Origin of the sequence: Pseudomonas sp. RIT-PI-r (genome assembly GCF_001297015.1) — a bacterium.
Lineage (GTDB): Bacteria > Pseudomonadota > Gammaproteobacteria > Pseudomonadales > Pseudomonadaceae > Aquipseudomonas.
Window position 1 is genome coordinate 13,436 of record NZ_LIGE01000036.1, and the last position, 20,683, is coordinate 34,118.

Sequence of the window (20,683 nt, forward strand, 5' to 3'; positions counted from 1 at the left end):
GATGCGCCCCTGCTGCTCGTCGGGCAAAAATCTGCACTGCGTGGACAGTTCTATAGTGTTTCTTCACCTCGCAAAACAACAATCAGGGAGAACGTCATGAGCGTCAAACCCATTCCCGAGGGGTATCACAGCATTACCCCGTATCTCGGCATTCACAAGGCCGCCGAGGCCATCGACTTCTATAAGAAAGCGTTTGGTGCCACCGAAGTCATGCGCCTGGCGATGCCCGACGGCGGTATCGGCCACGCCGAACTGCGCATTGGTGATAGCGCAATCATGCTCGGCTCGCCGTGCGACCAAGGGCCGTTGAGCAATCCGGACAACGCGGTGTCGGTCGGTTTGCATCTGTACGTGACCGATGTCGACAAATCCTTTCAGCGGGCGCTGGATGCCGGGGCGACCACCGTGTCCGAGGTCAAGGATCAGTTTTACGGTGATCGCAGCGGCACGTTGAAAGATCCCTATGGACATCTGTGGTTTCTGGCTTCGCGCAAAGAGGATCTGACCCAAGAGCAGATCAGGCAGCGGGCTATGGAGATGTTTCAGCAGGGTTAGGTTTTGTAATGTTTGTAAAGGCGCTATCGCGAGCAGGCTCACTCCTACGGGGGAATGCATTTCAATTGTAGGAGTGAGCCTGCTCGCGATGGGGCCGGTACAAACATACACATCACACTTCATGAAGCGGCCCATCACGCTTTGCGCCTTGCCCCGAACGTCAGACAATTTCAGGATGCATCCAACAAGAACCCTGAAAAAAGGATCAGTCTGATGTTTGCCGGATTCCTCAAAGACCAGCGTCACGTCAACGGCGTCGACATTGCCTATCGCCTCGGCGGCAGCGGCCCGGGCCTGCTGTTGCTGCATGGCCACCCGCAGACCCACGTGATCTGGCACAAGATTGCCGAACAACTGGCCGAGCACTTCACGGTGGTCGCCGCCGACTTGCGCGGCTACGGTGACAGCGGTCGCCCTGACGCCGATGACCAGCATCGCAATTATTCAAAACGTGAAATGGCTCGTGATGGCGTCGAGCTGATGCAGTCGCTGGGCTTCACGCAGTTCTCGATCCTCGCCCACGATCGTGGCGCACGGGTAGCGCATCGCCTTGCGCTCGATCACCCGGCCGCCGTGCAGCGCATGATGTTGCTCGACATCGCGCCGACCCTGTCGATGTACACGCAAACCAACGAAGCCTTCGCCCGCGCCTACTGGCACTGGTTCTTCCTGATTCGTCCGGCGCCGCTGCCGGAAACCCTGATCGAGGCCAATCCCGATGCCTATCTGCGCAGCGTGATGGGCAGTCGAAGCGCCGGGCTCAAACCATTTACCGAGCAAGCCTTCGACGAATACCGGCGCTGCCTGCAACAGCCGGGCAGCGCGCGCGGTATCTGCGAAGACTACCGGGCCAGCGCCGGCATCGATCTGGAGCACGACCGCACCGACATCGCCGCCCAGCATCATCTGAATCTGCCGCTGCGGGTCTTGTGGGGCGCGGAAGGCACGGTTGGGCGCTGTTTCGATCCGCTGAAAGAATGGCAGCAGGTGGCGAAGAACGTCAGCGGGCAAGCCCTGCCCGCCGGCCACTATATTGCCGAAGAAGTCCCTGAATTGTTGCTTGCCGAAGCACTGGCCTTTCTGCGCTGACCAGGGCTGCGGATCCCGATGCTATGCTGGCGGCTTCTGCCGCCAGTGCTCGTTTCGACATGCCCCAGAAGAAAGACACCTTGCCTCTGCCCGAAGACCTGCGGGTGCTGCTCACCGTGATCCGCAAGAACGGCTTTGCTGCCGCCGCGGATGAACTGGGCCTGTCCCCGGCGTACGTCAGCAAACGCATTCAGATTCTCGAAACCACCCTCGGCACACGCCTGCTGCACCGCACCAGCCGCCGCGTCTCGCTGACCGAGGATGGCGAGCGGGTACAGCGCTGGGCGTTGCGCATTCTCGATGATTTCCAGCAACTGCACGACGAACTCTCCGACGCCCACGACAGCCCGCGTGGGCGTTTGCACATCTGCAGCAGTTTCGGGTTTGGCCGCAATCACGTCGCCCCAGCCGTGTCGTTGCTGGCCGAACGTTATCCGCAACTGGAGATTCGCCTCGACCTGTTTGACCGCGTCGTGGACATCATCAACGAAGGCTTCGACCTGGAGATACGCGTTGGCGATGACATTCCCGGCCAGCACATCGGCCGGCGTCTGGTCAGCAATCGGCGCGTGCTGTGCGCGGCGCCAAGTTATCTGCAACGTCGCGGCACGCCGAAAACGCTGGACGACCTGCAGCAGCACGATTGCCTGGTGATCAAGGAGCGCGACAATGCCTTCGGCATCTGGAATCTGGATCGCGATGGCGGCCAAGAGAACGTGCGGGTCAGCGGGCCGTTGTCGTCCAACAACGGCGAGATTGTTTTGCAATGGGCGCTGGATGGTCGTGGGGTATTGCTGCGCTCATTGTGGGATGTGAAGCCGTTGCTCGAGCAAGGCCGTTTGGTGCAAGTGCTGGAAGATTACAGCCAGAGCGCGAATGTCTGGGCGGTATACCCGACACGGCTGGCGCATTCGGGGAAGTTGCGCGCGTGTGTGGAGTTTTTGCAGGCGCATTTCAAAAGCCTGTCGCTGTAACCAGAACACCGCAACCCCCTGTAGGAGTGAGCCCTGCTCGCGATAGCGGTGTGTCAGACACAGCAACTCTGACTGATCCACCGCCATCGCGAGCAGGCTCACTCCTACAAGGAGGCCAGCGGTGGGTCAGGAGAGCCAGGGGTTGTTGACCAGGTGCTGGCGTTCGAAATCCTTGATTTGTTCGCGGCGTTGCAAGGTGCTGCCAATTGCATCAAGTCCCAGCAGCAGCGAAGTTTTGCGCAGACCATCAATCTGGAAATCGATCACGCTGCCATCCGCCAAACCAATCTGCTGCGTCTCCAGATCAATACTGATCCGCGCCATTTCAGGCTGACCGACAAGCCGTCCGATGCGCTGCACCTGCGCCTCCTCCAGCGTGATCAACAACACCCCGTTGCGCTGGCAGTTGTCGAAAAAGATCCCGGCGAAGCTGCTACCGATCAGCGCGCGAATGCCCAACTGCTGCAACCCCCACACTGCGTGCTCGCGGCTGGAGCCGCAGCCGAAATTCGGCCCGACCACGAGAAAACCAGCCCTCTGCCACGCAGGCTGATTCAGCACAAACTGAGGATTCGGCGTGCCGTCCGGCAAAAATCGCAGATCGAAAAACAAACCGCGATCCAGGCCTTTCCTGTCGATGCCCTTGAGAAACTGCTTGGGCATGATCACGTCGGTATCGACGTTGGCGGCCAACAATGGCGCGGCCTGCCCGCTGACCTGAGTGAAGGGTTGCAGGCTCATGGGCGTACTCCAACGTGGCGGATGTCGGTGAGGCGGCCGCTGATCGCAGCAGCGGCGACCATCGCCGGGCTCATCAGATGGGTGCGTGCGCCAGCGCCCTGACGCCCCTCGAAATTACGGTTGGTGCTGGACGCGCAGCGGTCGCCGGGGGCCAGCACGTCGTCGTTCATCGCCAGACACATCGAACAGCCGGACTGACGCCATTCAAAACCGGCCTCGATAAAAATCCGCGCCAATCCTTCCGCTTCGGCTTGGGCGCGCACTTCGCTGGAACCGGGGACGATCATCGCCCGCACATGCTCGGCGACTTGCTGCCCGCGCACGACACGGGCGGCATCGCGCAAGTCCTCGATCCGTGCGTTGGTGCAGGAACCGATAAAGGCATGGCTGATGACGATCTCGCTGAGCGGCATGCCGGCTTCGAGGCTCATGTAGTTGAGGGCGCGGCGCATGTCCTGACGCAGGATCGGGTCGTTGATCGCTTGCGGGTCGGGCACCCGAGCGCCAATCGGTGCAGCCTGATCCGGGCTGGTGCCCCAGGTGACCATCGGTTCCAGCAGATGGGCGTCGAGATGAATCTCGCGGTCGAACAAGGCGCCGGGATCGCTGCGCAGGTCGCACCATTGTTGCAGTCCGCGCTCCCACAAGTCGCCGGTGGGCGCGCGGGGTTTGCCTTTGAGATAGGCGAACACCTTGTCGTCCGGCGCCATGAACGCGCCACGCGCACCGGCCTCGACCGCCATGTTGCAGATGGTCATGCGCGCCTCGACGCTCAGGGCATCAATGGTCGAACCGCAGAACTCGATGGCATAACCGGTGGCCCCGGACGCGCCAATCTGGCCGATCAGCGCCATGATCAGGTCTTTCGACGTCAGCCCCGCTGCCAACTCGCCGTCAACCGTCACGCGCATGCTTTTCAGACGTTTGTAGACCAGGGTCTGCGAGGCCAGCAGGTGTTCGATTTCCGAGGTGCCGATGCCGAAACCGAAAGCGCCGAGCGCGCCATACGTCGTGGTGTGGCTGTCGCCGGCAGCAATGACCATGCCCGGCAAAATAAAACCCTGCTCCGGCGCGATCACATGTTCGATGCCTTGGCGTTTGTCGAGGATATCCAGCAACTCGATACCGAAGTCCCGGCAATTCTCTGCCAGATACGACACCTGTCGCGCGCCACCGGCATCCGGCATCGCGGCCACCCGCAGCGGTGTGGTTGGATTGACGTGGTCAACCACCGCCAACGCTGTTTCCGGACGCCAGACACCCCGCCCGGCCTCGCGCAAACCGCTGAATGCCTGGGGACTGGTGTATTCGTTGATCACCTGACGATCGATATAAAGCAGGACATGGCCCTGATCGTCGAGGCGGCACACCGTGTGCGAATCGATGTGTTTGTCATAGAGGGTTCTGGCGGTCATCAAGGTGCTCACTCAGGCATTCATCGTGAGCTCCATGATAGGGAGCGCCGGCGGGCCATCAATTGCCTGACAGTGATGGCGTCATGCATGAATCGTGTTCGATCCGATGATCACTCGCCCCTGCAGGAGCTGCGGCACGCTGCGATCTTTTGATCCGGTTTTTCAGATCAAAAGATCGCAGCCTCGTTTCACTCGTCAGCGCTTGCAGTGGGACGTGTGGTGATCGGGGAATTGCGAAACATTTGCTTTCATATCCCCTTTCGGGATTTGCAGCGCTCATTCGTCTTATATAGATGCAGGCCGTTCGCGTAGGCAAAAGCCACGAGCGGCTTTTCGGGGATCCCGTGCTGCGAAGCCCGTAGCCACGCGCCCTTTCACCGAATACAAGACGCGCAATCATGTCGAAGAAATCCCGCTCCAAACTGTGGTTCCTCGTTCATAGCTGGCTGGCGTTACCGATCTGGTTTTTCGTGCTGATCGTCTGTGTCACCGGCACATTGGCGGTGGTCAGTCAGGAAATCGTCTGGCTGGCCAACCCGCAGATGCGCGCCAGCCAGCCGTCGGACGATGCTCCCCGTCTCGGTTATGAACAGATCATCACAGCGATCAAGACCGCTGAACCGCAGGCACTGGTACAACGCATCAGCCGCCCCGACGAATCGCATTTCGCGCTGGATGTCACCCTCAGCTATCCCGACGGGCGCTCGCTGGTCACCTACGTCAACCCGTACACGGGCGTGATCCAGGGCACGGCGCCGGAATTCAATTTCCAGGCCTTTACCCGTGCCTTGCATGGCTGGTGGCTGGTGCCGTTCACCAATGGTTACAGCTGGGGCTGGTATCTGGTGTCAGCGCTGAGCTTGCCGCTGCTGGCGTCGTTGATCACCGGTCTGGTGGTGTACAAGCGTTTCTGGAAAGGTTTTTTCAGTCCGACCCTGCGCATTCGCCACGGTGCGCGAATTTTCTGGGGGGACTTCCATCGTCTGAGCGGCATCTGGTCAATCTGGTTCATTGCGGTCATCTCCGTCACCAGCACCTGGTTCCTGATTGAAGCGGTGCTGTCCGATAACCACATATCGATTTCCAGCGAGGCGATCATTCCGGCCATGTCGCGCGACAGCGTGCCGTTGACCGCCGATGGCCTGCCACCGGCCCGGCTCAGTCTTGATCGCGCGATCGAAATCGCCCAGCAAAAGATTCCCGGGCTCGAGGCCAGCGTCATCAACATGCCTTTCAATGCCTACAGTCACCTCGATATTCGTGGCCGTGGCTGGTATCCACTGATGTTCCAGAGCGCGACGCTCAACCCGTTCAACGGCGAGCTGGCATCCTCCCGCGTGCTGTCGGATCGCACGTCACTGGAGTTCGTCACCGAATCCATGCGCCCGCTACATACCGGTGACTTCGGTGGTCTGTGGATCAAGCTGATCTGGTTCTTCTTCGGCCTGTTGCTGAGCATGATGGTGCTCAGCGGTTTGTTGATCTGGACCAAGCGCACCGCGCTGGCGACCGCCAACGCCCTTAAACGCGAAAGCAAGAAAGCCCGCACCGCCGCCGTGCAGCCCGCGACCACCCGCGAGACTTCGGAGGCCAGCCTGTGAGCCAGACGACGAGCATTGCCCAACCTTCACGCCTGAGCCGCTTCTGGCATAAATGGCGCTTCCATATCAATGTACTGCTGCTGCTGATTCCGCTGGGTTTCATGCCGAAATACTTTGCCGATGTGGCGTTGTTCCGTGGCGACAGCGGCCTTGGCGAGCGCGAGATCGGTGACGTCCAGGTCGGCCCTTGGAGCCTGCGCCTTGCCGAGTTGCGCAACGACGCGCCGCTCAATGGTCCCGCCGGTTACTCGAAGGACTTCAACGCTGCGTTGTGTGACGCCTGTATCGAACAGGTCAAGGCCACTTACCTGCGCATCGGCAAACCCCGCAGCCTGCGCGCCGCCGGGGTGATCTTCTTCGGCACACCGTACCGCATGGGCACGCAATTGCTGATCCCGGAAAAGACCAAACCCGACGCCGAACTGTGGATCACCATGGAAGGCTGGGACGGCAGCATGCACCAAGCCTCTATTCCCCTGAGCCAGGCCTCTCCCGCCACGATTGCATGGCTGACCAAACAAGGAGCCAAACCATGAGCCACGCTCGCCGCCCTTCCCGTCTGCGCCTGAGCGCCGCGCTGCTGGTGCTGAGCGCCGGCTTCAGTGCCAGCGCCCTCGCCCACAACCCGATGTGCGAATGCAAGGCCATCGATGCCGAACAGATCAAATGCACCGGTGGTTTCTCCGACGGCAGCGGCGCACCGGGGGTGACCCTCGATGTGATCGGCTACGACGAAACCATTCTGGTGCCGGGCAAGCTCGGTGCCGACTCGACACTGACATTCAAGAAGCCTGGCGCCGAGTTTTATGTGCTGTTCGACGCAGGTCCAGGCCATGTGGTCGAAATCGACCAAGCGGATATCGAGGCCCCATGAGTACACCAACCAGCCAAGTTGTGCGCCCGGCGGGTGCCGGCCATGAAACCCTCAATGTGCTGCTGTTGTGTCTGTTGATTCTGGCGATTGCCGGCTCGGTCGTCGCATGGCGCGGGGTTTCCCATGAGCCGGAGCCGGTCGCGACAAATCAACTCGACGCACGCCGCGACCTCAGTGCTTCGGAGCAAGGCATCTACGCCGACCTGCGGGTGACCCTCGACGAAATCCGCTTGCTGCGCGAAGAACAGCAAGCCCTGCCGACGCCGCAGAACCTCGCGGACGAAGGGTTTGCGCCGTTTGCTCAGGACGCCAGCTCGGTCAGCCGCGGCGGTCATGCCTGGCAGTTGTTGGCGGACGCCGCGTATTTCGGCCAAAGCCAGACTCCTGCCGTCGCGGGTTCGTTCGTGATGCTGCTCAGTGCCGACGACAAGGCGGCGCCGGACATCTGGCTCAACCGTGATGCAGCCGTTCAAGCCCCCGCACAACTCACCGCCGACGCTCTGTCCGCTGCCGGCTGGAAACAGATCGTCGCGCAATACGATGCCGGGGTTACCCGCGAACATCGCCATTGATTCCTCGCCCCTATCCGAGAGAAGACCGCTTGCCCATGTCTATTTCATCGCCGCGCCGCCCTTTGTTACGCCTGTTTCTGGTCGGCCTCTGCGCCTGCCTGCTGAGCCCGCTGGCCAGTGCCGATAGCGCCAAACGCCTGCGTATCGGCATTACCCTGCACCCCTATTACAGCTATGTGGCAAACATCGTCGGCGACAAGGCCGAGGTGGTGCCGCTGATTCCTGCCGGTTTCAACCCGCACGCCTACGAGCCGCGCGCCGAGGACATCAAACGCATCAGCGGGCTGGATGTGATCGTGCTCAACGGTGTCGGCCATGACGATTTCGCCGACCGCATGATTGCCGCCAGCGAAACACCGAACATCAAAACCATCGAAGCCAATGAAAACGTGCCGCTGCTGGCCGCCACCGGGGTTGCCGCACGCGGCGCCGGCAAAGTGGTCAACCCGCACACGTTCCTGTCGATCAGCGCCTCCATCGCGCAGGTCAACAACATTGCCCGCGAACTGGGCAAGCTTGATCCGGACAACGCCAAGACCTATATCCAGAACGCCCGCGCCTACGGCAAACGCCTGCGACAGATGCGTGCCGACGCCCTGGCCAAACTGACTCAGGCACCGAACGCCGAACTGCGCGTGGCCACGGTTCACGCGGCCTATGACTATCTGTTGCGCGAATTCGGTCTGGAAGTGACGGCGGTGGTCGAGCCGGCGCACGGTATCGAGCCAAGCCCGAGCCAGTTGAAAAAGACTATCGATCAACTGCGCGAACTGGATGTGAAAGTGATTTTCTCGGAGATGGACTTCCCGTCCACCTACGTCGAAACCATCCAGCGTGAGTCCGGCGTGAAGCTGTACCCGCTGTCACACATTTCCTATGGTGAATACACCGCCGACAAATACGAAAAGGAAATGACCGGCAACCTCAATACCGTGGTGCGGGCGATTCAGGAGTCGGGCGCATGACCTCCAAAGAAACGATTTCGAACGAACTCGAATCCCCTGTGGGAACGAGCTTGCTCGCGAAGGCGCCAGATCAGCCAACATCTGTATTGAATGACACAGCGCATTCGCGAGCAGGTCGAATCGTCGCACCGTCGCTCCCACAAGGACCGACTTTGGACTTTGCGGAGGTTTGTCTGACGCTCGGGCGCACGACGATTCTCGACAACGTCACCTTCCAGGTGCAGCCCGGCAGCGTGCATGCGCTGGTCGGCCCGAACGGTGGCGGCAAGAGCTCGCTGATCAAGACGCTGCTGGGGCAGATGCCGCATCAGGGCCAGCTCAGCCTGCAATGGCCCGGCGCCCCGGGCACCATCGGATATGTGCCGCAGGCGCTGGAGTTCGATCGTGGTTTACCGATGACCGTCGACGATTTCATGGCCGCGATGTGCCAGCGTCGCCCGGCGTTTCTCGGTTTGAGCAAACACTACGCCGGCGCCATTGGTGAAGCGCTGGAGCGGGTCGGCATGCAGGACAAACGCAAGCGGCGCATGGGTGCGCTGTCCGGCGGGGAACGGCAACGGGTGCTGCTGGCGCAAGGGCTGATTCCGGCGCCGCAACTGCTGGTGCTGGATGAGCCGATGTCGGCCCTCGACGAAGCCGGGATTCAAGTTTTTGAACGGCTGCTCAATGACTGGCGCGCAGCGGGCATCACCGTGCTGTGGATCGAACACGATCTGGAAGCGGTCGGGCGTCTGGCCAATCACGTCACCGGCCTCAACCGCCGCGTCCTGTTCGACGCCGCGCCGCAACAGGCGCTGACCCCGGAACGTCTGTTGAGCCTGTTTTCGACCCATCCACGGAGCGCTGCCTGATGAGTTACGAAGCCTTTCGTTTGATGGTGCAAGGCTGGGCCTCATCCGGTTACCTGCCGGAAGCGCTGGCCTACGGTTTTGTGGTCAATGCACTGCTCGCCGGTTTGTTGATCGGCCCGGTGCTGGGTGGTCTCGGTACGCTGGTGGTGGTCAAGCGCTTCGCGTTTTTCTCCGAAGCGGTCGGTCACGCCGCGCTGACCGGCGTGGCCATCGGCATTCTGCTCGGCGAACCCTACACCGGACCGTACGGCAGCCTGTTCGGTTATTGCCTGCTGTTCGGCATCCTGCTCAATTACCTGCGTAACCGTACCGGTCTGGCGCCGGACACTTTGATCGGCGTATTCCTGTCGGTGTCGCTGGCACTCGGCGCGAGTCTGCTGCTGATCCTGGCGGGCAAGATCAATGTGCACATTCTCGAGAACGTGCTGTTCGGTTCGGTGCTGACGGTCAACGGCAACGATCTGGCGGTATTGGCCATCGTCGGTTCGCTGGTCATGGCCCTGGCCCTGCCGCTGTACAACCGCATCATGCTCGCCAGTTTCAATCCGCAACTGGCGGCCGTGCGCGGCGTGGCGGTGAAAACCCTGGATTATCTGTTCGTGATTCTGGTGACGCTGATCACCGTGGCGGCGGTAAAAGTGATTGGTGCGATTCTGGTCGGCGCGCTGCTGGTGATTCCGGCTGCCGCCGCACGCTTGCTCAGTCAATCGCTCAAGGGCTTTTTCTGGTGTTCGGTGCTGATCGCCACCGTCAGCACCTTGTGCGGCATTCTCGCGCCCATCGTGTTCGACCTGCCGATCCCGTCCGGCGCCGCGATCATTCTGGTCGCTGGTATCGCTTTCGCCCTCGCCGCCATTGCGCGCGGGGTTGTCCCGAGTCTGAAAGGGAATCTTGGATAAATGACTTTTTCACTGCGTAAGCTGACCTTGGTCATGGCCTTGTGCGGCGTGGTTTGCACCCCATTGATGGCCGCCGAAAACACTAAACAGTTGCGGGTGCTGGCCTCTTTGCCCATCACCTTTGGCTTGGCTGAGGTGCTACTCAAAGGCACTGATGTCAATCTCGAACGAGCGGCGCCAGCGAACCTGCCGGGCAGTCGTCAGAGCGCCTATTTCACGGGGCGTGGCGCCCCGGCACTGAGCAAACTGGCAACCGCGGCCGATGCCGTGATTGGCGTGCGCTCGTTGTGGCCGGATGATCAGCTGTACCCGATCGCCCGTCGCAGCAATATCCGTATTGTCGAAGTCGATGCGGCACGCCCGGTCGACGGCGCCCTGCCCGGCATTGCCGTGCAACCGGATTTGAAAGTCGATGGCCTGAACAGCCAGCCATGGCTGGCGAGCAACAACATGGGGCGCATGGCCGATGTCATGGCGGCAGATCTGACGCGCCTGGCACCGAGTGCCAAGCCTGCGATCGAGGCGAATCTGGCAACGTTGAAGCAGCGTTTGTTGAAGCTCAGCGCCGACAGCGAGGCGCGATTAGCCAGCGCCGACAACCTCAGTGTGATGAGTCTCAGCGATCACTTCGGCTATCTGATCGGCAGCCTCAATCTGGAGCTGGTTGGCCAGGATCCACGGCCTGATGCGGAGTGGACACCCGAAGACCTGAAAAAACTGACGGCGACGCTCAAGGACAATGAAGTCGCGGTGGTGCTGCATCATCGACAGCCATCGGACGCAGTGAAAGCGGCGATTGCCGAATCGGGCAGTCATCTGGTGGTGCTGAGTACCGATGCGGCGGATCCGGTGGCGGAGCTGGAAGGCAATGTGGATTTGCTGTTGAAGGGTTTGAGCGGGGCTTAATTTCAGCTGAAACCGCGTTATCGTTCATCGCGAGCAGGCTCACTCCTGCATTTGGAATGCGCTCCCCCTGTAGGAGTGAGCCTGCTCGCGAAGAGGCCAGCCCGGACTACACAAATCCAAGGCAAGAAAAAACCCGCTGACTGTTTCCAGTCCAGCGGGTTTCTTTTTGCCCGGCCGCTTATTGCGCGGCAGCCTGCCCTTCCATCTTCTGGCGCAGGCTCAGTGGACGCATGTCAGTCCAGGTCTCTTCGATGTAAGCCAGGCATTCCTTTTTCAGGCCGCTCTTGCCCACGGTACGCCAGCCTTCCGGCACGGCTTTGTAGTCAGGCCAGATCGAGTATTGCTCTTCGTGGTTGACCACGACCTGAAAGAGGATGTCCTCGCGGTCGAATACTGACGTCATGCTGGTTCTCCATCGTTGTATGGGTGAGCCGCACAACGGGTGCGGCCGGGTATGTAGAAAGAACGTTCGGCGCGGCGGAAAATTTACAGCGCGGCAGTCGCAGCAATCAGGGCGCGACCGAAGATCTCGGCAACGCGGTCGATCTCGGCGGCGGTGATCACCAGTGGCGGCAGGAAACGCACCACCGCACCATGGCGACCGCCCAGCTCCAGAATCAGTCCACGCTTGAGGCATTCGCGCTGCACCAGCGGTGCCAGACGCGCGAACGCTGGCGGATGACCCAGCGCATCCGGCGTACCGGCCGGATCGACCAGCTCGACACCGAGCATCAAGCCACGGCCACGAATATCGCCGAGTTGCGGGAAGTCGCGCTGCAGAATATGCAGGGGTTCGCTGAGGCGTGCCCCCATGGCGGCGGCGTGTTCGCAGACCTTGTGTTCGACCAGATAACGCATCACCGCCGACCCGGCAGCCATGGCCATCTGGTTGCCACGGAAGGTGCCGGCGTGCGCACCCGGTTGCCAGGTGTCGAGCCAGTCGCGATAGACCACCACCGCCAGCGGCAGGCTGCCGCCAATGGCTTTGGACAGCACCACCACATCCGGGATGATGTCGGCGTGCTCAAAGGCAAACATCTTGCCGGTGCGGGCGAAACCGCTCTGGATCTCATCGACGATCAGCGCGACTCCCGCCTTCTCGGTGATCCGGCGCAAACCGCGCAACCACTCGATATCGGCGGGAATCACCCCGCCCTCGCCCTGCACCGCTTCAACGATCACCGCCGCGGGCAGTTGCACGCCGGCCTCGGGATCGTTGAGCAGGTTTTCCAGGTAGCTCAAATTGGCTTTGACGCCGGCAGCGCCACCGAGGCCGAACGGGCAACGGTAGTCGTACGGGAACGGCATGAATTGCACGCCGCTGCTGAGCAGGGCACCCAATGGCTTTTTCGGCCCCAGGCTGCCCATCAGGCTCAACGCGCCCTGGCTCATGCCGTGATAACCGCCGGAAAACGACAGCACGGTGCTGCGGCCGGTGGCGGTGCGCACCAGTTTCAGCGCAGCCTCCACGGCGTCGGTACCGGTAGGGCCGCAGAACTGGATTTTGGCTTGCGCCGCCAGCTCGCGTGGCAACAAGCCGAACAGATCCTGGACAAACTGATCCTTGACCGGCGTAGTCAGGTCCAGCGTGTGCAGCGGCAGTTCGTCGGCGAGCACCTGCTGGATCGCTTCGATCACCACTGGATGGTTATGCCCCAACGCCAGTGTGCCAGCACCGGCCAGGCAGTCGATGAAGGTACGCCCTTCGACGTCCTCGACATACAGCCCCTTGGCCCGCTTGAGTGCCAGCGGAATACGTCGCGGATAACTGCGAGCGTTGGATTCCTGCTGGCTCTGCCGAGCCAGTAACGGCGATTCATTGAACTGATACAACGTTTCCGCTGGCGCCGAGCTGACCCGGGCCGACGACTCTTCGATAAGGCTGGTGGCGACTGACATCTCTCGACCCCTCAATTCGCTATGGATTGTGACCAAAACAGCACACCGCACAGGTGCGCATTCCGGTCGCGGAGCGCACTTGCAGGTTTTCCTGTTCTGGAAACGCTTAAGCGCGGCGAGGATTTAGACCCTTGATCGAGATGTCAGACAGGAACCGCCAACGACTTGTGCATGGGCGTGGCTTTTACGCCGTGATGGAGCAAGGCCGGTGCCGACGCGTGATAACCCAGATGCCGATAAAACGCTTCGCCGGTGCGTGTACTTTTCAAGGCCACGCTGGGCCTGCCACGGATTCGCAACCAGCCTTCGAGATCCGCCATCAGCGCCCGACCGGCCCCTCGGCGAAACCATTCCGGTTGCACATGGCAGAAGGTCACATCACCACTGGCGGCCGCCATGCCGACGCCGACCGGTTTGTCCGATAACAATGCGATGTTGAGATAGAAATGCGGATCGAGCAGCCACGCATTGATGCGCTCTGCCGATTGCTGACGTATCCAGGTATTGACGAGGCGCGGGTCGTTACGGTGATCAAGCGCGCAACCGACGCGAATCGAGCGTTCGATGATACGGCCGATGATGCCGGAGTCGGCGGGTGTGGCGGCGTAAATATAGACGGGAGCATCCATTGCGCTGTTCTCTCAATCCGTTGAGTCAAAGCAGGGGCCGACCTTAACCCCGCCCCGCCCGGATAGCGAACGCCAAGAAGTTACATTTGATGAGAATCCCCTGTACGAGTGAAATCAGAGCGTTTGCAGGGGCATGGTCAGTTCGACGCGTAAACCGTCAGGTCGGCTGTCGAAATGCAGCGCGCAGTCACAACGCTGGACGATCGCCTGGACAATCGCCAGGCCGAGGCCGCAGCCGGTGCTTTGGCCGTTGCGCCAGAAGCGCTGGGTCAGGTGCTGCAAATCATCCGGGGCAATGCCTGGACCATGGTCGCGTACGACAAACCGTACGCGATTGCCGATGGTCTCCAGGCTCACCTCGACCGCACAATCTTCCGGCGTATGGCGCAGCGCGTTGTCGAGCAAATTGCGCAGCGCGGCAATCGCCAACACCGCTGGCATTTGCAACGGAGCCTCAGAAAGTTGCGCAGGCAATTGCAGTTTGATCCGCAGTCGTTCGCCGCCAGTGGCGTCCTGAATCGCCAGTCGGGCGACCTGTTCGGCGCTGCATTGCGAACCGTCGTCGAACGACAGACTGCCTTCGACACGCGCCAGCAACAGCAATTGCTCCAGCGTGCGATGCAAGCGATCGGCGCCCTCCTCCGCCCGCGCCAGCGATTGATCGCGAGCGCTGCCTTCGGTCATGCGTGCCACTTGCAGGTGGGTCTTGATCGCGGTCAGCGGGCTGCGCAGTTCATGGGCGGCATCACCGGTAAGGCGACGTTCGCGTTCGATGGTTTTACCGATGCGCTGGAACAACTGATTCTGCGTTTCCAGCAGTGGCTTCAGCTCACTGGGAAACGACTGCAGCTGCAACGGTTCGAGCGAATCGGCGTTACGCCGCATCAACGCCTCACGCAGACGATTGAGCGGCGCCAGGCCCTGTCCGATTCCCAACCACAACAGGCACAGGCAACCCAACAGCGCCACACCGACTGGCACCGACGCCGCCAGCAGGATCGACATGTTCAGCGCTTCGCGTTCGATCTGTCGATCCGCCGTGGTTATGCGTACGTCGCCGCGCGCGAGGGTAAAGCTGCGCCACGGCGCACCATCGATCATCTGGTCGTGGAAGCCCATTTTCTCGGCTTCCAGTGCTTGCTCGGGATTGTTGTGGCTGCGCGCGAGAATTTCCCCGCGCAAGGAGCTGACCTGACAGGCCATGCCACCCGGAATGTTCAACTGTTCGGCACTGAAATGGGTGCCCTCGCCCTTGCTCGGCAATGTCGGCAACTGCTCCAGCAACCCGGCGACCATGCGCGCCGAAGCGACCAGGCGCTGGTCCAGCGAGAACATCATCTGATTGCGCAAGTCGCTGAGCATCCAGGCCGCCGCCAGTGCCCAGATCAGCGCGAAGGCTGCGCCGAGGGTCAGACTCAAACGCAATCGCAGACTCATCACTTGCCTTGATCCCCACCGTCGGCCGGGCCGAGGCGGTAGCCCAGACCGCGCACGGTTTCGACGATGCCTTTACCAAGCTTGCTGCGCAGGTGATGGATGTGCACGTTCAGCGCGTTGCTTTCCAGTTCGTCGTTGAAGCCATAGACGCTGTCTTTCAACTGCTCGGTGGACAGTACACGACCACGGTTGTGCAGCAGCGCTTGCAGCAGCGACTGCTCACGGCGCGACAAGTCCACCGGTTGCCCGGCGAGGGTGGTTTCGCGGCTGCTCGGGTCGTAGGTCAACGCGCCATGTTCGATCAGATTGACGCTGCGCCCGGCCACACGCCGCAACAGGGTTTGCAGCCGTGCAAACAGCTCCCGCAGATCGAAGGGTTTAAGCAGGTAATCGTCTGCCCCGGCCTGCAAACCGTCGACGCGGTCAGTGACCGAGTCACGTGCAGTCAGGATCAGTACCGGGATTTCGAGGCCGCTTTGCCGCAGTTGTTGGAGCAATTTGAGGCCATCTTCATCGGGCAGGCCGAGATCAAGCACCATCACGTCGAATTCGGCAACCTTGAGCATCGCCCGTGCCTTTGACGCCGTGTTGACGTGCTCGACGGTCAACCCCTGCGCCGTGAGACCGGCAACGATCCCGCTGGCGATCAACTCATCGTCTTCGCAAACCAGTACGTGCATGGTGAGTCCCGTAGAAAAAAGCCGATTAGGCAGTTGGCCGATTAAGCTGACATTATGCCCCGAACGTCACAGCGACAAGGGCATGGCGGTTAATCATCGGTTAATCGCCACCGCCCATTGTGCACCTCACTTGCACAGGGACAAGGCTCCTCCATGCGTCATTTTTTTCTTTTGTTTGCTCTGCTGATTTCGAGCCTGGCCCAGGCTGGAAACAACCCATTTGAGTCAAAACCGGAGTTTCTGCCGGTCGATAAAGCGTTCGTGCTCACGTCCGGGCGTCTGGAATCGGGTGAAACCCAGCTGTTCTGGCAAATCACCGACGGCTATTACCTGTATCAGAAACGCCTGAAATTCGACGGTCTGAGCGCCGAACAACAACCGGCATTGCCCGAAGGCGAATCGCACAGCGATGAGTTTTTCGGTGAGCAACCGGTTTACCGCCAAGGCCGGGAAGTCAAAACCCCCGCCTCGGCCAGCGGCCAGATCAAGGTCAGCTATCAGGGCTGTGCCGATGCCGGCCTGTGCTATCCGCCGCAAACCCGAGTGATTGACCTCGGCGGTAAAGCCGCCGTCGCGGCAGGCACCGAAGCACCGGATCAGGCCTTGGCCAGCAGCCTGCAACAGCGCGCGCTGGGCTGGAGTCTGCTGGTGTTCTTCGGCCTCGGCCTGCTGCTGGCGTTCACCCCTTGCACGCTGCCGATGCTGCCGATTCTCGCCGGTATGGTCGTCGGCAGTGGTGCCACACCGCGTCGCGGTTTTGCGCTGGCCGGCAGTTATGTGATTTGCATGGCGCTGGTGTATGCGGCGATGGGCGTGATCGCCGCGCTGCTCGGCGCGAACCTGCAAGCGTGGTTGCAGAACCCTTGGCTGCTTGGCACGTTCGCCGCGATCTTCGTGGTGCTGGCGTTGCCGATGTTCGGTTTCTTCGAGCTGCAATTGCCGGTGGCGCTGCGTGATCGTCTCGAACACGCCTCGCGCAGTCGTAGCGGCGGCAGCCTGGTCGGCGCCGGCGTGCTCGGCGCGCTGTCGGGCTTGCTGGTCGGCCCGTGCATGACCGCGCCGCTGGCCGGCGCGCTGTTGTACATCGCGCAGAGTGGCAATGCCCTGCACGGTGGCTTGATTCTGTTCTCGCTGGGCATCGGTATTGGTGTGCCGCTGTTGTTGCTGGTGACCGTCGGCAATCGCTTCCTGCCCAAACCCGGCGAGTGGATGAACCTGCTCAAGGGCGTGTTTGGTTTCCTCTTTCTCGCCACGGCATTGCTGATGCTGCGGCCGGTGCTGGACCCGTCGTTGTGGCTGGGCTTGTGCGGCGCGCTGTTGTTGATTGCCGCTTACAGTGCCTGGAAACAATCCGAAGGCTTTGGCCGTGTTGCACAGATGTTCGGCGCAACGGCGCTGCTGCTGGGTTTGTGGGGCAGTTTGCTGGTGATCGGCGCGGCAGGTGGCAGTGATGATCCGTACCAGCCGTTGCAGGTTTATAGCGCCGGTCGCACGACCAGCGCTGCACCCAATGGCCATGAAGCGTTCACCACAATCAACAATCCCGACGCCCTGCAACGCGAACTGGATACAGCGAAAACCAAAGGCCAATGGGTCTTGCTCGACTATTACGCCGACTGGTGCGTGTCGTGCAAAGTCATGGAAAAACAGGTGTTCGGCAAGGACAAGGTCATGCAGGCATTGAGCGATGTGCGCCTGCTCAGGCTTGATGTCACCGCCGACAATGCCGCCAGCCGCGAGCTGCTCAGCCGTTACAAAGTGCCGGGGCCACCGAGCTTCGTCTGGATCGGCACCGACGGCGAAGAGCGTCGCAGCCAGCGCATCACCGGCGAAGTCGATGCCGACACGTTCCTGCAACGCTGGGCCACCACCCGAGACGCCAATTAATGCTGACTTTCACCCTCGGCACCTTTGCCATCGCGCTCAACCACCTGCTGCTGATCAGTGCATTGGCGCTGGCGACCTTTGTCGGCTGGCGGGTGGCCAAGCGCGGCGGCGATAACCCCGAGTCGGCGTTATTCAGCCTGTTTCTGCTCGGCATGCTGGCGGCGCGCATCGCCTTTGTCGTGCTGTACTGGAGCCATTACCGCAACGATCCGTGGCAGATCATCGATCTGCGCGACGGCGGTTTTCTCGCCTGGCCTGGGGTGATCGTTCTGCTGCTGGCGGCGTTCTATCGCGGCTGGCGTCGGCCCGGTCTGCGCCGTCCGCTGGGCTTTGGCGTGGCCAGTGGCGTGGTGTTCTGGTTATTGGCGACCTTGTCATTGAATATCTACGAACAGGGCACACGCCTGCCGGATATTTCCCTGCGCAACGCCGCTGGGGAATCCATCCAGCTCAGCGACTACCAGGGCGGCCCGCTGGTGATCAACCTGTGGGCCACCTGGTGCCCACCGTGCCGACGCGAAATGCCAGTGCTGGAAAGCGCCCAGCAACAACGCCCGGACCTGACCTTCCTGTTCGTCAATCAGGCCGAAAGCATGCAAAGCGTGGCGACCTTTCTCGAAACCCAGGGCCTGAGCCTGAACAACGTATTGTTCGATCGTCGCGGCCAGCTCGGTCAGGCCGTGGGTTCAATGGCGTTGCCGACTACGCTGTTCTATAGCCCCGACGGGCGTCTGCTGGCCAGTCATCTTGGCGAGCTGTCCAACGCCAGCTTGGCGCGCGCGCTGGAAAACTTCGACACCCCGACCCCGAATTCGACCCCGGCCACTGCCCCGGCCACCTCTGCAAGGAAACTGCCATGCCCCGCCTCCGCCACCTGCTGACGCTGACTCTGGGCACTGCCCTGCTGCACTTGCCGTTGGTGCAGGCTGCTGAAGAACTGCCCGCAGCGATCAAGCAGATCGAAGCCAAAGGCGCAAAAATCGTCGGCCAGTTCGACGCCCCCGATGGCCTGCGCGGTTACGCAGCGCAATATCAGAACCGTGGCATGGCGCTGTACCTGACCCCGGATGGCAAACACGTTCTGCTCGGTAATCTATACGACGCCGACGGCAAGGACCTGAGCAGCGAACCGCTGCAAAAACTGGTGTATGCGCCGATGGCCAAGGAAGTCTGGGCCAAGTTCGAGGCGAGCAACTGGATTCAGGACGGCAACAAGGATGCACCGCGCACCGTGTACCTGTTCAGCGATCCGAACTGCCCGTACTGCAACATGTTCTGGGAACAGGCGCGGCCATGGGTGAAATCCGGCAAGGTGCAGCTGCGGCACATCATGGTCGGGATCATCCGCGAGGACAGCCCGGGCAAGTCAGCGGCGTTGCTCGCTGCGAAGGATCCGGCCAAGGCCCTGGAAGATCATGAAAAGGCTGGCAAGGGCAGCACGCTCAAGGCCTTGAAAGATATTCCGGTGGCGGTGCAGAGCAAACTGGCGGCGAACATGCAGTTGATGGAAGACCTCGATTTGCAGGCGACACCGGCGATCTTCTATATGGATGACAAGGGTGAGTTGCAACAGCAGCAAGGTGCGCCTTCGCCGGACAAATTGGCGAAGATTCTCGGGCCTAAGTAATTTCCGGTGCTTGGACTGGCCCCATCGCGAGCAGTCTCACTCCTACAGGGGAATGCATTCCAAATGTAGGAGTGAGCCTGCTCGCGATTGAAGATCACTCGGTTTAACGGTTGCGCTCGCTGAGGAAGGTAAGCAACGCCTCCGTCACAAACTCGGGATTCTCCAGATTGGAAATATGCCCCGCCTGCGGCACCAGCACCCACGGGCAGCCGATCAACTCAGCCATTTCCTGTGCTTCCGAGGGTGGTCGCGGCTTGTCCTGATCGCCACACAGCACCAGCGTGGACGCGGCATTCAATTCGCGCAAACGCGGCAACACATCATCACGACCAAAAGTGATACGCCCCATCGGCACGATGCTGTCGCGCAGTCGATCAGACGAATACGCCGCCAGTTTTGCACGGAAATCCTGATACAGCGCCGACTGCGGATCGATGCCCGGACGGAAGAAGATCGGCACGACGATATCCAGTAATTGCTCGGAGATTTCGCCGGTGTCTTCGATCTGCTTGAACAGCGAGAAGTAGTACTGGCGGGTGGGCTCAGGTTCGACACCGACGTAAGTGTCCATCAGCACCAGACCGTTGATGCGCTGCGGTGCCGCCAATGCCAGGCGCACGCCCCACATGCCGCCGACCGATAGTCCGACAAGAGTGACCTGATCGATGTCCAGATGATCGAGCAGGGCTTGCGCCTGACGGGCGATATCATTCAGGGACGCCGTGTCTTCAGGCAACCGGCCCGACTCGCCATGGCCCCACAGATCCAGGGCAATCACCCGATAGTGCGGTGACAACGCGGCAATCTGCGGCGCCCACATGGCCTGGTCCCACAGATAGCTGCCAGCCAGCAACACCGCCGGGCCTGAGCCTTGATCAATGTAATGCAGCGCTTGTCCGTCAACCGTGAAAAAAGGCATCGACCACCTCCGCGACAAAAAAGAGAACCGGCAGACTGAGCTGCCGGTTGCTGATCGTCAATCGAGAATTGTCTGAAAATGTGCCGGTTTAATGTGTTGAATTCACTGACGCCATCGCTGGCAAGCCAGCTCCCACAGTGTCCGAAGGTGTTCACAAGTTTTG

General features: G+C 61.0%; 22 protein-coding genes. 14 read left to right on the plus strand and 8 right to left on the minus strand.

The genetic code is table 11. The features are described 5' to 3' along the window. Positions 1-96: 96 nt before the first annotated feature. From AK821_RS20480 to AK821_RS20490, 3 genes are all read left to right on the plus strand, one after another. On the plus strand, positions 97-555 hold the full coding sequence (locus tag AK821_RS20480; protein WP_064391328.1) for a VOC family protein: 459 nt from the start codon (positions 97-99) through the stop codon (positions 553-555). Positions 556-768: 213 nt separating this feature from the next. After that, complete coding sequence (locus AK821_RS20485) at positions 769-1,644, plus strand: alpha/beta fold hydrolase (RefSeq protein ID WP_064391329.1); 876 nt, start codon at positions 769-771, stop codon at positions 1,642-1,644. A gap of 23 nt (positions 1,645-1,667) precedes the next feature. Beyond that, positions 1,668-2,618: a LysR substrate-binding domain-containing protein gene (locus tag AK821_RS20490; RefSeq protein ID WP_064391330.1), complete on the plus strand. Its 951-nt coding sequence runs from the start codon at positions 1,668-1,670 to the stop codon at positions 2,616-2,618. 126 nt (positions 2,619-2,744) lie between these two features. Here the strand turns inward: AK821_RS20490 and leuD are convergent, their stop codons facing one another. After that, positions 2,745-3,359, minus strand: a complete 615-nt coding sequence (leuD, locus tag AK821_RS20495) for a 3-isopropylmalate dehydratase small subunit (protein ID WP_064391331.1) — start codon at positions 3,357-3,359, stop codon at positions 2,745-2,747. Next, positions 3,356-4,774 (minus strand): 3-isopropylmalate dehydratase large subunit, encoded by a 1,419-nt coding sequence (leuC, locus tag AK821_RS20500; protein ID WP_064391332.1) that lies wholly within the window; start codon positions 4,772-4,774, stop codon positions 3,356-3,358. The genes leuD and leuC overlap by 4 nt, the downstream gene beginning before the upstream one ends. Before the next feature lie 398 nt (positions 4,775-5,172). Between leuC and AK821_RS20505 the strand changes: the two genes are divergently transcribed. Genes AK821_RS20505 through AK821_RS20540 form a run of 8 tightly spaced genes read left to right on the plus strand, consistent with a single transcriptional unit; the run spans position 5,173 to position 11,442 of the window. Then, the gene (locus tag AK821_RS20505) at positions 5,173-6,375 is read left to right on the plus strand and encodes a PepSY-associated TM helix domain-containing protein (RefSeq protein ID WP_064391333.1); all 1,203 of its coding nucleotides are present in this window, start codon (positions 5,173-5,175) and stop codon (positions 6,373-6,375) included. Further along, positions 6,372-6,911, plus strand: coding sequence for a hypothetical protein (locus AK821_RS20510; protein ID WP_064391334.1), 540 nt, complete (start codon positions 6,372-6,374; stop codon positions 6,909-6,911). The genes AK821_RS20505 and AK821_RS20510 overlap by 4 nt, the downstream gene beginning before the upstream one ends. Next, entirely contained in the window at positions 6,908-7,249 is a 342-nt protein-coding gene (locus AK821_RS20515) for a hypothetical protein (RefSeq protein ID WP_064391335.1), read from the plus strand. Before AK821_RS20510 ends, AK821_RS20515 begins: the two co-directional genes overlap by 4 nt. After that, positions 7,246-7,821 (plus strand): DUF6162 family protein, encoded by a 576-nt coding sequence (locus AK821_RS20520; protein ID WP_064391336.1) that lies wholly within the window; start codon positions 7,246-7,248, stop codon positions 7,819-7,821. The genes AK821_RS20515 and AK821_RS20520 overlap by 4 nt, the downstream gene beginning before the upstream one ends. Positions 7,822-7,856: 35 nt before the next feature. Continuing rightward, a complete protein-coding gene (locus AK821_RS20525; RefSeq protein WP_064391337.1) occupies positions 7,857-8,786 on the plus strand; it encodes a metal ABC transporter substrate-binding protein in 930 nt (309 codons plus the stop codon). Next, entirely contained in the window at positions 8,783-9,637 is an 855-nt protein-coding gene (locus tag AK821_RS20530; protein WP_064391338.1) for a metal ABC transporter ATP-binding protein, read from the plus strand. Before AK821_RS20525 ends, AK821_RS20530 begins: the two co-directional genes overlap by 4 nt. Beyond that, the gene (locus AK821_RS20535; protein ID WP_007917717.1) at positions 9,637-10,536 is read left to right on the plus strand and encodes a metal ABC transporter permease; all 900 of its coding nucleotides are present in this window, start codon (positions 9,637-9,639) and stop codon (positions 10,534-10,536) included. The genes AK821_RS20530 and AK821_RS20535 overlap by 1 nt, the downstream gene beginning before the upstream one ends. Beyond that, the gene (locus AK821_RS20540; RefSeq protein ID WP_064391339.1) at positions 10,537-11,442 is read left to right on the plus strand and encodes a metal ABC transporter substrate-binding protein; all 906 of its coding nucleotides are present in this window, start codon (positions 10,537-10,539) and stop codon (positions 11,440-11,442) included. 178 nt (positions 11,443-11,620) lie between these two features. Here the strand turns inward: AK821_RS20540 and AK821_RS20545 are convergent, their stop codons facing one another. The 5 genes from AK821_RS20545 to AK821_RS20565 form a co-directional block, all read right to left on the minus strand. After that, positions 11,621-11,845 (minus strand): MbtH family protein, encoded by a 225-nt coding sequence (locus AK821_RS20545; protein ID WP_064391340.1) that lies wholly within the window; start codon positions 11,843-11,845, stop codon positions 11,621-11,623. A gap of 83 nt (positions 11,846-11,928) precedes the next feature. Further along, complete coding sequence (locus AK821_RS20550; protein ID WP_064391341.1) at positions 11,929-13,341, minus strand: aspartate aminotransferase family protein; 1,413 nt, start codon at positions 13,339-13,341, stop codon at positions 11,929-11,931. Between the two features lie 143 nt (positions 13,342-13,484). After that, complete coding sequence (locus AK821_RS20555; protein ID WP_064391342.1) at positions 13,485-13,970, minus strand: GNAT family N-acetyltransferase; 486 nt, start codon at positions 13,968-13,970, stop codon at positions 13,485-13,487. A gap of 114 nt (positions 13,971-14,084) precedes the next feature. After that, the gene (locus AK821_RS20560) at positions 14,085-15,407 is read right to left on the minus strand and encodes an ATP-binding protein (RefSeq protein ID WP_064391343.1); all 1,323 of its coding nucleotides are present in this window, start codon (positions 15,405-15,407) and stop codon (positions 14,085-14,087) included. Next, positions 15,407-16,087, minus strand: a complete 681-nt coding sequence (locus AK821_RS20565) for a response regulator (protein ID WP_007908710.1) — start codon at positions 16,085-16,087, stop codon at positions 15,407-15,409. Before AK821_RS20565 ends, AK821_RS20560 begins: the two co-directional genes overlap by 1 nt. A gap of 153 nt (positions 16,088-16,240) precedes the next feature. Between AK821_RS20565 and dsbD the strand changes: the two genes are divergently transcribed. Genes dsbD through dsbG form a run of 3 tightly spaced genes read left to right on the plus strand, consistent with a single transcriptional unit; the run spans position 16,241 to position 19,601 of the window. Continuing rightward, the gene (dsbD, locus tag AK821_RS20570) at positions 16,241-17,974 is read left to right on the plus strand and encodes a protein-disulfide reductase DsbD (protein WP_064391344.1); all 1,734 of its coding nucleotides are present in this window, start codon (positions 16,241-16,243) and stop codon (positions 17,972-17,974) included. Continuing rightward, positions 17,974-18,855: a TlpA disulfide reductase family protein gene (locus tag AK821_RS20575; protein ID WP_064391345.1), complete on the plus strand. Its 882-nt coding sequence runs from the start codon at positions 17,974-17,976 to the stop codon at positions 18,853-18,855. The genes dsbD and AK821_RS20575 overlap by 1 nt, the downstream gene beginning before the upstream one ends. Next, complete coding sequence (dsbG, locus tag AK821_RS20580; RefSeq protein WP_064391346.1) at positions 18,831-19,601, plus strand: thiol:disulfide interchange protein DsbG; 771 nt, start codon at positions 18,831-18,833, stop codon at positions 19,599-19,601. The genes AK821_RS20575 and dsbG overlap by 25 nt, the downstream gene beginning before the upstream one ends. Positions 19,602-19,704: 103 nt before the next feature. Here the strand turns inward: dsbG and AK821_RS20585 are convergent, their stop codons facing one another. After that, positions 19,705-20,520: an alpha/beta fold hydrolase gene (locus tag AK821_RS20585; protein ID WP_064391347.1), complete on the minus strand. Its 816-nt coding sequence runs from the start codon at positions 20,518-20,520 to the stop codon at positions 19,705-19,707. Between the last annotated feature and the right edge of the window lie 163 nt (positions 20,521-20,683).

What these genes read in the sequence shown, in the direction of transcription:
- dsbD (WP_064391344.1), top strand. Translation starts at nt 16,241, where the DNA reads ATGCGTCATTTTTTTCTTTTGTTTGCTCTGCTGATTTCGAGCCTGGCC.
- dsbG (WP_064391346.1), top strand. Translation starts at nt 18,831, where the DNA reads ATGCCCCGCCTCCGCCACCTGCTGACGCTGACTCTGGGCACTGCCCTG.
- AK821_RS20565 (WP_007908710.1), bottom strand. Translation starts at nt 16,087, where the DNA reads ATGCACGTACTGGTTTGCGAAGACGATGAGTTGATCGCCAGCGGGATC.
- AK821_RS20490 (WP_064391330.1), top strand. Translation starts at nt 1,668, where the DNA reads ATGCTGGCGGCTTCTGCCGCCAGTGCTCGTTTCGACATGCCCCAGAAG.
- AK821_RS20485 (WP_064391329.1), top strand. Translation starts at nt 769, where the DNA reads ATGTTTGCCGGATTCCTCAAAGACCAGCGTCACGTCAACGGCGTCGAC.
- AK821_RS20555 (WP_064391342.1), bottom strand. Translation starts at nt 13,970, where the DNA reads ATGGATGCTCCCGTCTATATTTACGCCGCCACACCCGCCGACTCCGGC.
- AK821_RS20525 (WP_064391337.1), top strand. Translation starts at nt 7,857, where the DNA reads ATGTCTATTTCATCGCCGCGCCGCCCTTTGTTACGCCTGTTTCTGGTC.
- AK821_RS20515 (WP_064391335.1), top strand. Translation starts at nt 6,908, where the DNA reads ATGAGCCACGCTCGCCGCCCTTCCCGTCTGCGCCTGAGCGCCGCGCTG.
- AK821_RS20585 (WP_064391347.1), bottom strand. Translation starts at nt 20,520, where the DNA reads ATGCCTTTTTTCACGGTTGACGGACAAGCGCTGCATTACATTGATCAA.
- AK821_RS20480 (WP_064391328.1), top strand. Translation starts at nt 97, where the DNA reads ATGAGCGTCAAACCCATTCCCGAGGGGTATCACAGCATTACCCCGTAT.
- AK821_RS20505 (WP_064391333.1), top strand. Translation starts at nt 5,173, where the DNA reads ATGTCGAAGAAATCCCGCTCCAAACTGTGGTTCCTCGTTCATAGCTGG.
- AK821_RS20545 (WP_064391340.1), bottom strand. Translation starts at nt 11,845, where the DNA reads ATGACGTCAGTATTCGACCGCGAGGACATCCTCTTTCAGGTCGTGGTC.
- AK821_RS20540 (WP_064391339.1), top strand. Translation starts at nt 10,537, where the DNA reads ATGACTTTTTCACTGCGTAAGCTGACCTTGGTCATGGCCTTGTGCGGC.
- AK821_RS20530 (WP_064391338.1), top strand. Translation starts at nt 8,783, where the DNA reads ATGACCTCCAAAGAAACGATTTCGAACGAACTCGAATCCCCTGTGGGA.
- AK821_RS20550 (WP_064391341.1), bottom strand. Translation starts at nt 13,341, where the DNA reads ATGTCAGTCGCCACCAGCCTTATCGAAGAGTCGTCGGCCCGGGTCAGC.
- AK821_RS20560 (WP_064391343.1), bottom strand. Translation starts at nt 15,407, where the DNA reads ATGAGTCTGCGATTGCGTTTGAGTCTGACCCTCGGCGCAGCCTTCGCG.
- leuC (WP_064391332.1), bottom strand. Translation starts at nt 4,774, where the DNA reads ATGACCGCCAGAACCCTCTATGACAAACACATCGATTCGCACACGGTG.
- AK821_RS20575 (WP_064391345.1), top strand. Translation starts at nt 17,974, where the DNA reads ATGCTGACTTTCACCCTCGGCACCTTTGCCATCGCGCTCAACCACCTG.
- AK821_RS20520 (WP_064391336.1), top strand. Translation starts at nt 7,246, where the DNA reads ATGAGTACACCAACCAGCCAAGTTGTGCGCCCGGCGGGTGCCGGCCAT.
- leuD (WP_064391331.1), bottom strand. Translation starts at nt 3,359, where the DNA reads ATGAGCCTGCAACCCTTCACTCAGGTCAGCGGGCAGGCCGCGCCATTG.
- AK821_RS20535 (WP_007917717.1), top strand. Translation starts at nt 9,637, where the DNA reads ATGAGTTACGAAGCCTTTCGTTTGATGGTGCAAGGCTGGGCCTCATCC.